The 14,309-nt window shown below is 45.0% G+C and carries 14 protein-coding genes, 2 rRNA genes and 1 other annotated feature; all 16 genes read right to left on the bottom strand.

Annotation, left to right across the window (positions count from 1 at the left end; translation table 11 throughout):
• Window positions 1–4: 4 nt before the first annotated feature.
• Entirely contained in the window at window positions 5–760 is a 756-nt protein-coding gene (gene rlmB, locus ACRC6Q_RS18280; protein ID WP_223643138.1) for a 23S rRNA (guanosine(2251)-2'-O)-methyltransferase RlmB, read from the bottom strand.
• The gene (locus ACRC6Q_RS18275) at window positions 757–1,176 is read right to left on the bottom strand and encodes a Mini-ribonuclease 3 (protein WP_223643136.1); all 420 of its coding nucleotides are present in this window, start codon (window positions 1,174–1,176) and stop codon (window positions 757–759) included. Before ACRC6Q_RS18275 ends, rlmB begins: the two co-directional genes overlap by 4 nt.
• 5 nt (window positions 1,177–1,181) lie before the next feature.
• Window positions 1,182–2,582, bottom strand: coding sequence for a cysteine--tRNA ligase (cysS, locus tag ACRC6Q_RS18270; protein ID WP_223643134.1), 1,401 nt, complete (start codon window positions 2,580–2,582; stop codon window positions 1,182–1,184).
• Window positions 2,579–3,241 (bottom strand): serine O-acetyltransferase EpsC, encoded by a 663-nt coding sequence (epsC, locus tag ACRC6Q_RS18265; RefSeq protein WP_223643132.1) that lies wholly within the window; start codon window positions 3,239–3,241, stop codon window positions 2,579–2,581. Before epsC ends, cysS begins: the two co-directional genes overlap by 4 nt.
• Before the next feature lie 52 nt (window positions 3,242–3,293).
• Window positions 3,294–3,511: a binding site (T-box leader), on the bottom strand.
• 42 nt (window positions 3,512–3,553) lie between these two features.
• Window positions 3,554–5,017, bottom strand: coding sequence for a glutamate--tRNA ligase (gene gltX, locus ACRC6Q_RS18260; RefSeq protein WP_223643129.1), 1,464 nt, complete (start codon window positions 5,015–5,017; stop codon window positions 3,554–3,556).
• 40 nt (window positions 5,018–5,057) lie between these two features.
• Entirely contained in the window at window positions 5,058–5,558 is a 501-nt protein-coding gene (gene ispF, locus ACRC6Q_RS18255; RefSeq protein ID WP_223643127.1) for a 2-C-methyl-D-erythritol 2,4-cyclodiphosphate synthase, read from the bottom strand.
• A complete protein-coding gene (gene ispD, locus ACRC6Q_RS18250) occupies window positions 5,555–6,250 on the bottom strand; it encodes a 2-C-methyl-D-erythritol 4-phosphate cytidylyltransferase (RefSeq protein ID WP_223643125.1) in 696 nt (231 codons plus the stop codon). Before ispD ends, ispF begins: the two co-directional genes overlap by 4 nt.
• Before the next feature lie 16 nt (window positions 6,251–6,266).
• Window positions 6,267–7,361, bottom strand: a complete 1,095-nt coding sequence (locus ACRC6Q_RS18245) for a PIN/TRAM domain-containing protein (protein WP_223643123.1) — start codon at window positions 7,359–7,361, stop codon at window positions 6,267–6,269.
• Between the two features lie 92 nt (window positions 7,362–7,453).
• Window positions 7,454–8,830: a DNA repair protein RadA gene (gene radA, locus ACRC6Q_RS18240; RefSeq protein WP_223643121.1), complete on the bottom strand. Its 1,377-nt coding sequence runs from the start codon at window positions 8,828–8,830 to the stop codon at window positions 7,454–7,456.
• A gap of 63 nt (window positions 8,831–8,893) precedes the next feature.
• Window positions 8,894–11,356 (bottom strand): ATP-dependent Clp protease ATP-binding subunit, encoded by a 2,463-nt coding sequence (locus ACRC6Q_RS18235; RefSeq protein WP_223643118.1) that lies wholly within the window; start codon window positions 11,354–11,356, stop codon window positions 8,894–8,896.
• Window positions 11,353–12,444 carry a protein arginine kinase gene (locus ACRC6Q_RS18230; protein WP_223643116.1) on the bottom strand — a complete coding sequence of 364 codons (1,092 nt, stop codon included), beginning with the start codon at window positions 12,442–12,444 and terminating at the stop codon, window positions 11,353–11,355. The genes ACRC6Q_RS18235 and ACRC6Q_RS18230 overlap by 4 nt, the downstream gene beginning before the upstream one ends.
• Complete coding sequence (locus tag ACRC6Q_RS18225) at window positions 12,434–12,967, bottom strand: UvrB/UvrC motif-containing protein (protein ID WP_431467194.1); 534 nt, start codon at window positions 12,965–12,967, stop codon at window positions 12,434–12,436. The genes ACRC6Q_RS18230 and ACRC6Q_RS18225 overlap by 11 nt, the downstream gene beginning before the upstream one ends.
• Before the next feature lie 12 nt (window positions 12,968–12,979).
• Entirely contained in the window at window positions 12,980–13,450 is a 471-nt protein-coding gene (locus ACRC6Q_RS18220; RefSeq protein ID WP_223643112.1) for a CtsR family transcriptional regulator, read from the bottom strand.
• Window positions 13,451–13,609: 159 nt separating this feature from the next.
• Window positions 13,610–13,855 (bottom strand): hypothetical protein, encoded by a 246-nt coding sequence (locus tag ACRC6Q_RS18215; RefSeq protein ID WP_223643110.1) that lies wholly within the window; start codon window positions 13,853–13,855, stop codon window positions 13,610–13,612.
• Between the two features lie 139 nt (window positions 13,856–13,994).
• Window positions 13,995–14,110 (bottom strand): 5S ribosomal RNA (gene rrf, locus ACRC6Q_RS18210).
• 72 nt (window positions 14,111–14,182) lie between these two features.
• Window positions 14,183–14,309: ribosomal RNA gene (locus tag ACRC6Q_RS18205) — 23S ribosomal RNA — on the bottom strand; the annotation flags it as partial.

Below are 14,309 nucleotides of genomic sequence, written 5' to 3'. Positions count from 1 at the left end.
GGCATTAACCCAGTGGATTGCGCTTTCTATATACTTCGTACATCAATAAGCTTGCTGCGACTGAAGCGTTCAGTGAAGTGACATGGCCGACCATCGGCAATTGGTATAGGAAATCGCATTTGTCACGCAAAATCCGACTCATCCCTTTGCCTTCACTGCCAATGATGACAGCAAGCGGAAGTGAAGCATCCATCTTCCGGTAATCAACCGACTCTTTGGCGTCTGTACCTGCGATCCAAAGACCCCGTTTTTTCAATTCGTCCACCGTTTGCGATAAATTATTGATGCGCACAACCGGCACATGCTCAATCGCGCCTGTTGAGGCCTTCGCCACAACACCCGTCAATCCAACAGCTCGCCGCTTCGGAATAATCAATCCATGAACACCGATTGCATCGGCCGTTCTCATAATGGAGCCTAAATTATGCGGATCTTCAAGTTCATCCAAGATCAGGAAAAAAGGGTCTTCATTTTTTGCCGCTGCAGCCGCGAACAAGTCATCTAAACTTGCATAGTTGTAGGCGGCTACAGCCGCTGCAATGCCTTGGTGATTGGTATCCGTCAGCCCGTCGATTTTTTTCTTCGGCACGGATTGAACGATGACGCCTTTATCTTTTGCCAATTGCAGCAATTCTGTAATGCCTTTTTTCTGGACGCCTTCAGCAATCCAGATTTTATTGATGTCCCGGTCCGCCCGCAATGCTTCCAATACAGGATTCTTTCCGCCAATGATCTCCGGTGCCAACTCTTCTTCCGTCATTTCAATACGCCTCCCAGCTCTTCAACAATCTCAATCGCATAGGAAATGATTTCGTCCACACGCGCTTGCTCTTCTTTTAAATATAGCCAGCCAAGTACCGCTTCAAATGCGGTACTGAAGTTATAGGTCTGCACATCGGTGTTTTTCGGAACAGACCCGGACTTGGCATTGCGCCCCCGCCTCATGATCGCGAGTTCCGCTTCCGTCAGAAACCCTTCTTCTGTTAATCGCTTCAGAACGACCGCCTGCGCTTTAGCAGAAACGAAAGTGGTTGACTGACGGTGCAGGATATTCGGTTTGGCGCGTCCCGAACGCAGCAAATGCTCGCGGATCGCCTGCTCATAAACAGCATCTCCCATGTAGGCAAGAGCCAATGCGTTCAATTGGTCTACGTCATTTTTTCGTAAAACATTCAACTGTATTACCCTCTTTTCCAGCGTGTACCTTGTGCCGTATCTTCCAGAATGATATTTTTTTCTTTAAATAAATCACGGATTTCATCAGCGCGGGCAAAATCACGGTTTTTGCGCGCTTCAATGCGTTCTGCCATCAATGCCTCGACTTCTTCATCCAGCAATTCTTCTTGTTGGCTGAATGGTACACCTAAAACCCCGGCCAATTCATCGAATACGGCAATGAAAGTCTCCAAAACCGTCGTCGCTGTTTGTTTTTCCAACAAATACATATTCGACAAACGCGACAAGTCGAACAGGCTTGAAATGGCATTCGCCGTATTGAAGTCATCATCCATGGTTTCAATGAATGCAGTTTTAATGGCTTCGATTTTATTGATCCAAATATCGGAGTGGTCACCCAGATCTGCCGAAGTGCTTAAGCGATGTTTCAAGTTGGCATAAGCCGTACGCAACCGTTCTAATCCGGCAATGGCATCTTCCACCAATTGCTGCGAGTAATTGATCGGATGGCGGTAATGGACTGACAGCATAAAGAAACGCAGTACCTGTGGATCCATCTCCTTCAATATATCGTTCACCAGCACAAAATTATTCAGCGACTTCGACATTTTTTCATTATCAATGTTAATATACCCATTATGCATCCAATAACGCGCAAAAGGTTTACCGGTTAATGCTTCGGATTGGGCAATTTCGTTTTCATGATGCGGGAAAGTCAGATCCTGTCCGCCTGCATGGATGTCGATCGTATCACCCAAATGCTCACGTGCCATGACCGAGCATTCAATATGCCAGCCTGGACGTCCCTTGCCCCATGGGCTATCCCATGAAATCTCTTTCGGCTTCGCTGCTTTCCAAAGCACGAAATCCAACTCATCTTCTTTTTTGTCTCCAGTTTCAATGCGTGCGCCGATCTTCAATTCATCGACAGACTGGTGGGACAGCTTGCCATATCCTTCAAATTTACGAGTCCGGTAATAGACATCCCCCTGCGACTCATAAGCATAGCCTTTTTCAATCAGCGCTTCAATAAACTCGATGATCTGCACCATATGATCCGTTACGCGCGGATGGACGTCCGCTTCTGCGCAGCCCAGTGCTTTCGTATCTTCAAAATAGGCCGCGATGAAACGCTCCGCAATTTCCGGAACTTCCTGGCCCAACTCATTGGCCGCTTTGATCAATTTATCGTCGACATCTGTAAAGTTCGATACATATTTCACATCATAGCCACGGTATTCCAAATGGCGGCGCACTGTATCATAGACGATGACAGGACGCGCATTGCCGATATGGATGTAGTTATAAACAGTCGGCCCGCAGACATACATTTTCACTTTTCCTTCTTCCAAAGGAATAAACTCTTCTTTTTGCCGTGACAATGAATTAAAAATTTGGATACTCATAAACGTTGCCCTTCTTCCTGCCTAGCTTTTTTTAATTGTTCAACCTCTTGCTGCAATCTGGCAATCTTCATTTCCATGCCATCGCATTTATCCATGACGGGATCCGGCATATTCTGATGGTTCAAATCCGGCTTGACCTTCACGCCATTTTGAATCACCACTTTACCTGGAATCCCGACTACCGTTGAATTCATCGGTACGTTCTTCAACACAACCGACCCCGCTCCGACTTTCGAGTTGGCCCCGATCACGATGGAACCCAAAACTTTGGCGCCGGTCGCAACCAGCACATTGTCTTCCAATGTCGGGTGGCGTTTGCCCCGTTCTTTCCCAGTACCGCCTAGTGTTACACCTTGGTACAACGTCACGTTGTCGCCAATTTCACACGTCTCTCCGATCACAACACCCATTCCATGGTCAATAAAGAAGCGACGCCCAATGACTGCGCCCGGATGAATTTCAATTCCTGTGAAAAAGCGGCTGATCTGCGAAATGAGGCGGGCGATGAAAAACAGTTTGTTCTTAAAGAAAAAATGTGCCAACCGATGTGCCCAGATGGCATGCAGACCGGAATAGGTCAGGATGACTTCTAAATAATTTCTTGCTGCCGGATCCTGTTCGAAAATAACATCAACATCGTCTTTCAATAATTTGAACATTTCTATCGCTCCCTTTCTATTCCAAAATAAAAAGCGTCCCTGTCATGTAAATGACAGAGACGCATAGTTGCGCGGTTCCACTCTGATTAAAAGGATAGTCCATCCTTTTCTCTCGAAGGCCCGTAACGCAGGCAAGACGTCTGGTCTACTTGATTCGACTCAGCACTCGGAGAGGCATTTCGATGCAGCAGCGGCCCAGATCCCTTTCAGCCGGTGGGGATCTTCTCTAGAGAACTTGCTGCATGTACTTCTTCCCGTCAACGTTTTATTAATGGTAAATTCATTTTACACCGTTAGCGCAATAAGTCAATGCTACGCACTTGCATATTGGGAAACGCGGGCAATGGCTTTGTCTTTCCCTAATAGAGAAATGGAGTCCGGCAACTCAGGTCCGTGCATTTGTCCGGTGATGACCACACGGATCGGCATGAACAGGTTTTTGCCTTTATGGCCGGTCGATTTCTGGACTGCCTTGATAGCCGCTTTGATTTCAGCCGGTTCGAAGTTTTCCAGTGAAGCCAATTGCTCTTTGAATGCCGTCATCACTTCAGGCACTTGCTCAGCTGCTAAAATTTCTTTTTCAGCTTCCCCGTAGGACAATTCCTCCGTGAAAAACTGTTCGGAAAGCTCGGTGATTTCTGCACCATAGCTCAGTTGGTCGTGGTATAACGCAATCAGCTTGTTCGCCCATTCCGCTTGTTCCGGTGTCATTTCTTCCGGTAATCTGCCTGCTTTTTGCAAATGAGGAAGCGATAATTTCACCACTTCTTCAAGCGGCAATTGCTTAATGTACTGGTTATTCATCCACATCAATTTCTGTTTATCGAACATTGATGGCGATTTAGACAGACGTTCCACATCAAAAATACGGATCAATTCCTCTTTCGAGAAAATCTCTTCTTCGCCTTCTGGAGACCAGCCAAGAAGCGCAAAGAAATTAAACAAAGCTTCTGGAATATAGCCCAGGTCTTTGTACTGTGAAATAAACTGGATAATCGACTCGTCACGTTTCGATAGTTTTTTGCGGTCTTCGTTGATGATCAACGTCATGTGGCCATAACCCGGATAATCCCAGCCGAACGCATCATAGATCATCATCTGTCTCGGTGTATTCGATAAATGCTCTTCTCCCCGGAACACATGAGAGATCTTCATCAAATGATCATCAATGACAACAGCGAAATTGTATGTTGGAATACCATTGGTTTTGACCATCACCCAATCGCCGACGTCTTTGGATTCGAATGAAATCGGACCACGCACTAAATCATTGAATTCATACGTAACAGCAGCAGGAACTTTCGCCCGAATTGTAAACGACTTGCCTGCCGCTTCTTTTTCAGCAACTTCTTCAGCAGTCAAATTGCGGCAAGTGCCGCTGTATTGAGGCGCAGCGATGCCCGATGCTTTTTGGGCATCGCGTTCTGTTTCAAGTTCTTCAGGTGTACAGAAGCATTTATAGGCAAGGCCTTTTTCGAGCATCTTATCCGAATGCTCTTTATACGTATCCAAACGCTCCATTTGGCGATAAGGACCGTACTCCCCGCCAATATCAATCGATTCATCATGCTCGATGCCCAGCCATTTCAAGTTATCCAGCTGTGACATGATCCCTGTTTCGATATTACGTGCTGTGTCCGTATCTTCGATGCGAACGATGAACTTGCCGTTATTGTGTCGTGCATATAAGTAATTGAATAATGCTGTACGTGCGCCGCCGATGTGCAGATGACCTGTCGGGCTTGGTGCATAACGTACGCGTACTTCTTGTGTCATGTGAGTTCCTCCTAAATTATCGTATCCTTTTGTTATTCTATCACTCTGGGACATCAAGCGAAACTGGGCGCTTATTCAATAGGATCACCGCTAATGCAGCAATCCCTTCTTCACGTCCGGTAAATCCAAGATGCTCTGAAGTTGTCGCTTTAACATTGACCTGTGAAATATCTGCTTCCAATAGGCCTGCAATCGATTCACGCATCTGTTCAATATAAGGGGCCAGTTTCGGCTTTTGGGCAATTACCGTGCAATCAACATTGCCAAGCTCATAGCCCTGCTCTTTGACATATTCCCAAATATGCGTCAATAACTTGCGGGAATCGGCGTCTTTAAACTCCGGATCCGTATCAGGAAAATGCTTGCCGATATCGCCTCCGCCTATTGCACCAAGTGCTGCATCCGTAATCGTATGCAATAGAACATCCGCATCCGAGTGGCCAAGAAGCCCTCTATCATGCTCAATCTCAACTCCCCCCAATATAAAAGGGCGTCCTTCTGCCAACTGGTGTACGTCATAACCTTGTCCGATTCGAATCATTTTTGTTCCTCCTGTAATCGACTTTCCAGAATAGCTTTTCCATAGATCAAGTCATCCGGTGTCGTCATTTTTATATTTTCGTATGTACTTTCAACGATAGCCACGGGATAATTTAAGCGCTCAACGAGCATCGCTTCATCTGTTCCCATAAATCCATCATTGCGGGCTGCCTGCGCTGCCTTCAAAATCAATGAATAGCGAAAAGCCTGCGGCGTCTGGATCGTCCACAACTGATTGCGGTCTACAGTCTCTGAAATGACTCCGTTTTCCGCTTTTTTAATGGTATCTTTGACTGGCACACCAGCAATCGCAGCTCCAGAAGCATTGGCTGTTTCCACAAGACGTGCAATGACTTCCCTATCGATGAAAGGCCGTGCTGCATCATGAACCAAAACAACGCCACAAGGTGGAATCGCTTCAAGACAGGCTCTGACACTATCCTGCCGCTCCGTTCCCCCTGCAGCGTAACCTTGTACTTTTGTGATGTTATAACGTTTTACATATTCTTCGATCAATTGCCGCTCCTGCTCTTTCACTGCCAGCCAAATAGCTTCACAGTTCGGGTCCTTTTGAAAAACTTCCAGGGTATAGAGAAAAATAGGCTTGCCGAAAAGTTCGAGCAATAATTTGTTTTTATCTGCTTTCATCCGTTTCCCGCTGCCGGCAGCAGGCAAGACGACTGTATAATTCATTGGATAACATCCTTTATCAATTTGTTGCAATTTGTTTGCCGTCGCGCGGCTTCGCGAAAATCATCCGGCCTGCAGAAGTCTGCAAAACACTGGTAACAGTGACATTGATCGCCTGGCCGATAAACCCTTTGCCGTCTTCAATCACAATCATTGTCCCATCATCCAAATAGGCCACACCCTGATTTTGTTCTTTGCCGTCTTTGATGACCACTACATGCATGTCTTCTCCTGGGATTACAACTGGTTTCACTGCATTCGCCAAGTCGTTGATATTCAATACTGGAACATTATGAAGTTCACATACCTTATTTAAGTTAAAATCATTAGTCACAACTTGGCCGCCCATTTTTTTCGCAGCGCGCATCAATTTCAGATCGACCTCGCTGACTTCATCAAAATTTTCTTCGGTGATCATAATGGCATCCACCCGTTCACTTTGAAGACGCTTTAGAATATCCAAGCCCCGCCTGCCGCGTGTCCGTTTCAGTGTATCTGAAGAATCCGCAATATGCTGTAGCTCAGACAAAACGAATTGCGGCACCACAAACGTGCCTTCCATAAAACCGGTTGCCGAGATATCGGCAATCCGCCCATCAATAATGACACTGGTATCAAGTAATTTATAAGAAACTTTTTCAACTGGTTCTTCAACTTCCAGCTTTTTCACCGGTGTGAATTTGGAAGGTGTCAACATGGTCAACATCTCTTCGCGTTTTTGGAATCCTACCTGGAACCCCAAATAGCCAAGCATTACTGAAAGTACCAAGGGAGCTATTGTCGCTACCAATGGAATATCAACCGTACTTAAAGCAAATCCAATCAGGAACGCCACTACAAGACCAATGATCATTCCGACTGTACCAAACAACAAATCGGGCGTTGGTGCATGAAGCAATTTCTCTTCCATCCACTTCATGAAGTTGATCAACGAATCTACAAATAATAAAGATAACAGGAAAAAGACAAGAGCACCAACAATTGCTGCTACGTAAGGATTACTGATCCATGGATTGTCGAGAAGGGGAATAAGTTCAAATGCAGATGGCAATAATAAAATTCCGACTGTCGCACCAATAAGCAAAAACATAATTTGAATAATAGGTCTTAACACGCGCTCCACCTCCTTTTTATAATTATACACATTTTAAATCTGAAACGCTTTAATGACCCCTATTTAGAAAGAAAAGGAGGCATGTAGCCTCCTTACTGTGGGAAAATTTCTTTTAATGCATCATTAACACTTTCTACACCGACTACGCGAATCCCTTCCGGATAATCCCAGCCGCCCAAATTCGACGCGGGAACAATGGCCCGTTTGAATCCAAGCTTCGCTGCTTCCTGAACACGCTGCTCGATGCGCGATACGCGTCTGACTTCACCAGTCAAGCCCACTTCTCCGATGATACAGTCATAGACATTCGGCGCCTTGTCTCGGAAACTGGAGACAATGCTTGCAAGCACAGCCAAATCGATTGCAGGTTCATCGAGCTTAACCCCGCCCGCAACTTTAATATAGGCGTCCTGAGCCTGCAACAGCATGCCCACACGTTTTTCCAGCACTGCCATCAACAGCGACACTCGGTTGACATCGATGCCTGTTGCCATGCGCTTTGGATAGTTGAAACTTGATGGTGTCACCAAAGCCTGGATTTCAACCAGGATTGGACGCGTTCCTTCCATTGACGCTACAACAGTCGAGCCCGCTGAACCGCTTGACCGTTCCTGCAGGAATAACTCGGACGGATTCAACACTTCTTTGAGTCCACCTTGAAGCATCTCAAAAATTGCAATTTCATTGGTTGAGCCGAAACGGTTTTTCACGCTGCGTAAAATCCGGTACGTATGATGGCGTTCGCCTTCGAAATACAGAACCGTATCCACCATATGCTCCAAAATACGTGGTCCCGCAATTTGGCCTTCTTTCGTAACATGGCCAACGAGGAAGATCGCAATATTTTTTGTTTTTGCAATCCGCATCAATTCTGCCGTACTTTCCCTGACCTGTGTCACACTGCCGGGTGCAGAAGTCACTTCAGGATGATGAACCGTCTGAATCGAATCGACAATCACAAAATCAGGTGCTACATCCTCGATCGTATGATGAATCAATTCAAGATTCGTTTCTGCATAGATGAACAGCTCTGAAGACGAAGCATCCAGACGTTCCGCCCGCAACTTGGTCTGGCGGATGGATTCTTCTCCGGAAATATATAATACCCGGTTCCCACTATTTGCAAGCATTGCAGAAACTTGCAAAAGCAAAGTGGATTTCCCTATTCCTGGGTCCCCTCCGATCAGAACCAGTGACCCCGGAACAATACCGCCGCCAAGCACCCGGTTCAATTCACTCAATTCTGTTTCTACGCGTGGTTCATCCTGTGTTTCAATCGCATTGATCGGCGTCGCTTTTTGAGGAACTGATGCACTATGCTGAAAAGCACCGCGTGTTCCTTTAGGAGCAGCCATTTCGACTTCTTCAGTCATTGTATTCCACGCTGCACAACCTGGACATTTCCCCATCCATCTAGCCGATTCATAGCCACACGACTGACAAATAAACTTTGTCTTTTTCTTAGCCAAGTGTACCTCTCCTTAAATAGAAAAACCGCTCGCCGGAGAGCAACCCCGGCGAGCGGAATGTTCTTATTGTTTTTCCACTACCGCTTCTTTCGCTTCTTCTGTCTCTTTTGTGCGAACAATGAAGTCATCGTCCTTTACATCGAAGATAATACGTTGGCCCGATAATGCTGTACCTTTTAACAACTCTTCTGACAAACGGTCTTCAACATTTTTTTGAAGAGAACGACGAAGTGGGCGTGCCCCGTACTCTGGGTCATATCCCTCTTTGGCCACTTTTTCAAGCGCTGCGTCAGTCAACTCCAAATCGATATCCTGCTCTTTCAAGCGATCAACCAATTGTTTCGTCATCAAGTTCACAATCTCTCTTAAGTTCTCTTTTTCAAGAGAATGGAAGACGATCATGTCATCTACACGGTTCAAGAATTCTGGGCGGAATGCTTTTTTCAATTCAGCAAGCATTTTGCCCTTCATGTCTTTATAATCCGATTTTGCATCATCTAAATTGAAACCAACATATTTGTTGTATTTCAACTCTTCTGCACCAACGTTTGAAGTCATGATGATGACAGTGTTGCGGAAATCGACTCTGCGGCCTTTTGAATCGGTTAATCGTCCGTCTTCAAGAACCTGCAGGAGAATATTGAATACGTCAGGGTGAGCTTTTTCAATTTCATCAAGCAGCACAACTGAGTATGGTTTTCTGCGAACTTTCTCTGTCAGCTGTCCACCTTCTTCATAACCTACATATCCTGGAGGCGACCCGACCAGACGTGAAGTCGAATGTCTTTCCATATACTCGGACATATCGATACGGATCATCGCTTCTTCATCCCCGAACATGGATTCAGCCAGCGCTCGAGCCAACTCGGTTTTACCAACTCCAGTTGGACCAAGGAAAATGAATGATCCGATTGGACGTTTTGGATCTTTCAACCCTGCACGTGCACGGCGAATGGCTTTTGAAATGGATGTGACAGCCTCATTCTGGCCGATGACACGGTTATGGAGAATGGACTCTAAGTTCAACAATTTATCGGACTCTGTTTGCGCCAGTTTCGAAACCGGAATGCCGGTCCACATGGAAACGACTTTCGCGATATCTTCCACTGTCACTTCAGACTCTTCTTTTCCTTGTTTTTCTTTCCATTCTTTCTTCGTTTTGTCTAATTGGTTCTGCAGCTTCTGTTCTGCATCCCGAAGCGACGCTGCTTTTTCAAATTCCTGGCTTTGCACCGCTTCATTTTTTTCTGAGCGTGCAGCTTCCAGGCGCTCTTCCAACTCTTTCAAATCCGGTGGAGTCGTGTACGAACGAAGTCTTACTTTGGAGCCCGCCTCGTCAATCAAATCAATCGCTTTATCCGGCAAGAAACGATCCGAAATGTAGCGGTCTGACATTTTAGCTGCAGCTTCAATCGCTTCATCCGTAATTTTCACACGGTGATGTGCTTCATAGCGATCACGCAGTCCACGGATAATCTGAATGGACTCGTCCACAGTAGGCTCGTCCACTTGAATCGGTTGGAAACGGCGTTCAAGAGCCGCGTCTTTTTCAATATACTTGCGGTACTCATCCAAAGTCGTAGCACCGATACATTGAAGCTCACCGCGAGACAACGACGGTTTCAGGATATTGGATGCATCAATCGCACCTTCTGCCCCACCTGCCCCAATTAATGTATGAAGCTCATCAATGAAGAGGATAACATTGCCTGCCTGGCGAATTTCGTCCATCACTTTTTTCAAGCGATCTTCGAACTCACCACGGTATTTCGTTCCGGCAACCACTGTACCCATATCCAGTACCATAACGCGTTTGTCGCGCAGGGTTTCCGGAATTTCATTGTTGACAATCTGTTGAGCCAATCCTTCAGCAATCGCTGTTTTACCAACACCAGGTTCCCCGATCAATACAGGGTTGTTTTTTGTTCTGCGGCTTAATACTTCAATCACACGCGTAATTTCATCACTACGGCCAATGACCGGATCCAATCCGCCTTCACGGGCTACCTGCGTCAAATCACGTGCCAAACCATCCAATGTCGGCGTATTTGCCGAAGCATTTGGGCTTGTGCCTGTAGATGCCTGCTCATTGTTGCCTAAAAGCTGCAACACCTGCTGGCGCGCCTTATTCAAGCTGACACCCGCATTTCCTAACACACGCGCTGCAACGCCTTCACCTTCACGGATCAACGCCAACAGCAAATGCTCTGTACCAATATAAGAATGCCCCAATTTACGAGACTCATCAACTGACAATTCAATCACTTTTTTCGCTCTCGGCGTGTAATGGACAATCGGGCCAACATCTTTTTCGCCGACTCCGACAAGCTCCTTCACGCCTTCTTCGATCAACTGTGTATTTACTTCAATCGCTTCCAGAGCTTTAGCGGCAATACCGCCACCTTCGCGAATTAAACCAAGAAGAATATGCTCTGTACCGATTGATTCATGTTTCATACGAATGGCCTCTTCTTGAGCTAACTGAAGAACTTTTTGTGCGCGTTGTGTAAATCGATTAAACATCATGCAAGATCCTCTCCTTCACTATTTATACCTTCTTTATTCAATCGCTCCCGGAACAGCTTCGCCCGGGCAAAATCGCGTTCTTTCGGCTGCAGCGGCTTATCTGCATATTGCTGCAGGAATGCCGGCTGCATAAAAATCATCAATTCATTCAAAATCGACATGTCTACATCTTGGATCATCTTTAAATCAATACCCAATCGAACATCTGACAAACAAGTAGCAGCTTCTTCCGTCGTCAGCAGTCTTGAATGGGTAAGAGTACCAAGAGAACGGTAGACACGATCTTCCAACACCAACGGCGAATTCAGAACAATTGCCTCCCGCGCCTTGCGTTCCTGCTGGATAATCTGTTCCGTCATATTCTCTAGGTCCTGAAGAATTTCGTACTCGGATTTACCAAGCGTCAATTGGTTCGATATTTGATAAACATTCCCTAATGCCTCGCTGCCCTCACCATAGATACCGCGAACCACCATACCGAGCCTTGAAATTGCAGGTATGATTCGCTGAATTTGATGTGACATCGTCAAAGCAGGCAAATGGAGCATGACCGATGCTCTCATCCCTGTACCTACATTAGTGGGACAACTGGTTAAGTAGCCGTATTTTTCGTGAAATGCATACGACAAATTCTTTTCTAATAGAGAGTCTAACTCGTTGGCTAGCTTATAGGCGTTTTGAAGATGAAACCCTGATTGCAGACTTTGAATCCGCAAATGATCCTCTTCATTTACCATAATACTCAGCTCTTCGTTCTCAGACAATAAAACAGAACTGGAATGTTGGCTATTGGCGAGATAAGGACTGATTAGATGCTTTTCCACCAGTACTTCCTTTTGCAATTTAGCAAGTTCTTCTATACTGATATGGCTGAAAGTATAGTTCAATTCATTGCCTTTATCCAGTAATACAGATGAAATCTCTTTATCGACTTTAAGCGCTTCGTCTTCTGTAAAAGAATATGGGAACTTAAAATCATTCAAATTTCTCGCCAGCCGGATTCTAGTACTCATCGCTATGTCGACATTCTCTCCGTCGTTTGCCATCCAGCTGCTTGCTCGAGGTTGGAGAAACCGTTCAACTGCCATCTGGAGCACCTCCCTCGAGCTTAGAACTCAATACTTTTACTTCATCTCTTAATCTTGCAGCTTCTTCAAAGTGTTCTCCTTGAATTGACACCTGCATTTGTTTACGAAGTTCTTCAATTTCTTTTTTTATTTTTAAGGTAGTACCATAGGAAGCAGGTATTTTACCGGTGTGTTCTGTATTCCCATTATGGAAACGTTTGAATATTTCATTGAGCTGTGGTGAAAACGCATCGTAACAAGAAGCGCATCCGAATTTTCCTAGTTGTAAAAATTTAGGGAAAGAGAAACCGCAGGAAGGGCATGTAGCTACTTCCTTTCTAACTGGGTTAATGGATGCCTGCGAATTAGGGAACCAATTTGATAATAGCTGATGAATAGCCAATGGATCCTGTTCAAAAGCAATATTAATACTATGGTTTTCAGCAGCACAGATATGGCACAAATGAAGCTCTATTATCTGTCCTTGTTGCTGTTGTTTAACTACTACTGATGCAGAACGTTCTCCGCACTGGTCGCAAATCATCTTTTCACCCCTTTATGTGTTCGATTGATATTTAATTGTGAAAAGCATCGCTATAAGAATGCGTGCCCGGACTTCATCACGTGTCGGAAGAGGCAAAAGCAGCGTGGCACGATCAACAGCACTTAAAATCAGCTTCGCTTCTCGCCTAGAAATGATCTCTTCATCCAATAGTCTGAAAACGATATCTTCCGCCATTACTTGGGTAGCACCATGTTCCAAACGTTGAATGACTTCTGCGATGACATCTGATTTTTGATGTAGCCTAATTCTTTTGATACGAATATACCCGCCACCCCCGCGTTTACTCTCTACCAAATATCCACGGTCAACAGTAAATCGAGTATTAATGACATAGTTTATTTGAGATGGAACACATTGAAATTTTTCGGCTACTTCACTGCGTTTAATTTCAATATGGTCTCTCTCGCTTAATTCGATAACCTGTTTCAAATAACCTTCAATTACGTCCGAAATATTGCGCATCGCCTTCACCTCTTCGATACATAATATGTCAAAATTGACTTTGACTATATTTGACTTAATTATACACCAAGGTTTTTACAGATATCAAATAGTATGTATCGAAAGCATTGATCAATAAAAAAAAGCCTCAAAGCTAAGATGCTAAAAGACTTTTCAACCTTATTCTTGATCTAATATTCGTTTCACAAAATCCTTAGCATGACTAGATACTGACTCTGTCTTTTCTTCTACATATTTAGTTTTCCACTTAATCCCCTCTTGCCAAATTTCCACCACATCCCCAACAGAGACATTATGGGTAAAATCAACTAAAGGAAAGGTATACTGTTCTTCACTTTCTTCTATACCCTTTAATAAGACTGTTCTTTTATCAATAGCTTCTACTTTATATATACCTGGCTTCATAATTTTCACCTCTCTCTTGCTTTTCCCATTCCAATACATATTCAATCCTAAATTTCATCTAAACCTTTATTGGTTACTACTCTCTTTTTCCCCAAACAAAAAAAGCCGTTACCGGAATCGGTAACGACTTCTTTCCATTGCCCAGCGACGTCCTACTCTCACAGGGGGAGACCCCCAACTACCATCGGCGCAAAAGAGCTTAACTGCCGTGTTCGGGATGGGAACGGGTGTGGCCTCTTTGCCATCATCACTGGACTATTTTTTTGAGCTTGTTCGCTCAAAACTGGATACACGACACCGGAACATGCAAGGATTCCGTACAATTTGTTGGTTAAGTCCTCGATCGATTAGTATTCGTCAGCTGCACGTGTCGCCACGCTTCCACCTCGAACCTATCTACCTCATCGTCTTTGAGGGATCTTACTTGCTTGCGCAATGGGAAATCTCATCTTGA

Origin of the sequence: Planococcus sp. SE5232 (genome assembly GCF_050686535.1) — a bacterium.
In the GTDB taxonomy this organism is placed as follows: domain Bacteria; phylum Bacillota; class Bacilli; order Bacillales_A; family Planococcaceae; genus Planococcus.
Note: the sequence above shows the minus strand (reverse complement) of the source record. Positions and strands in the feature narration are given on the sequence as shown.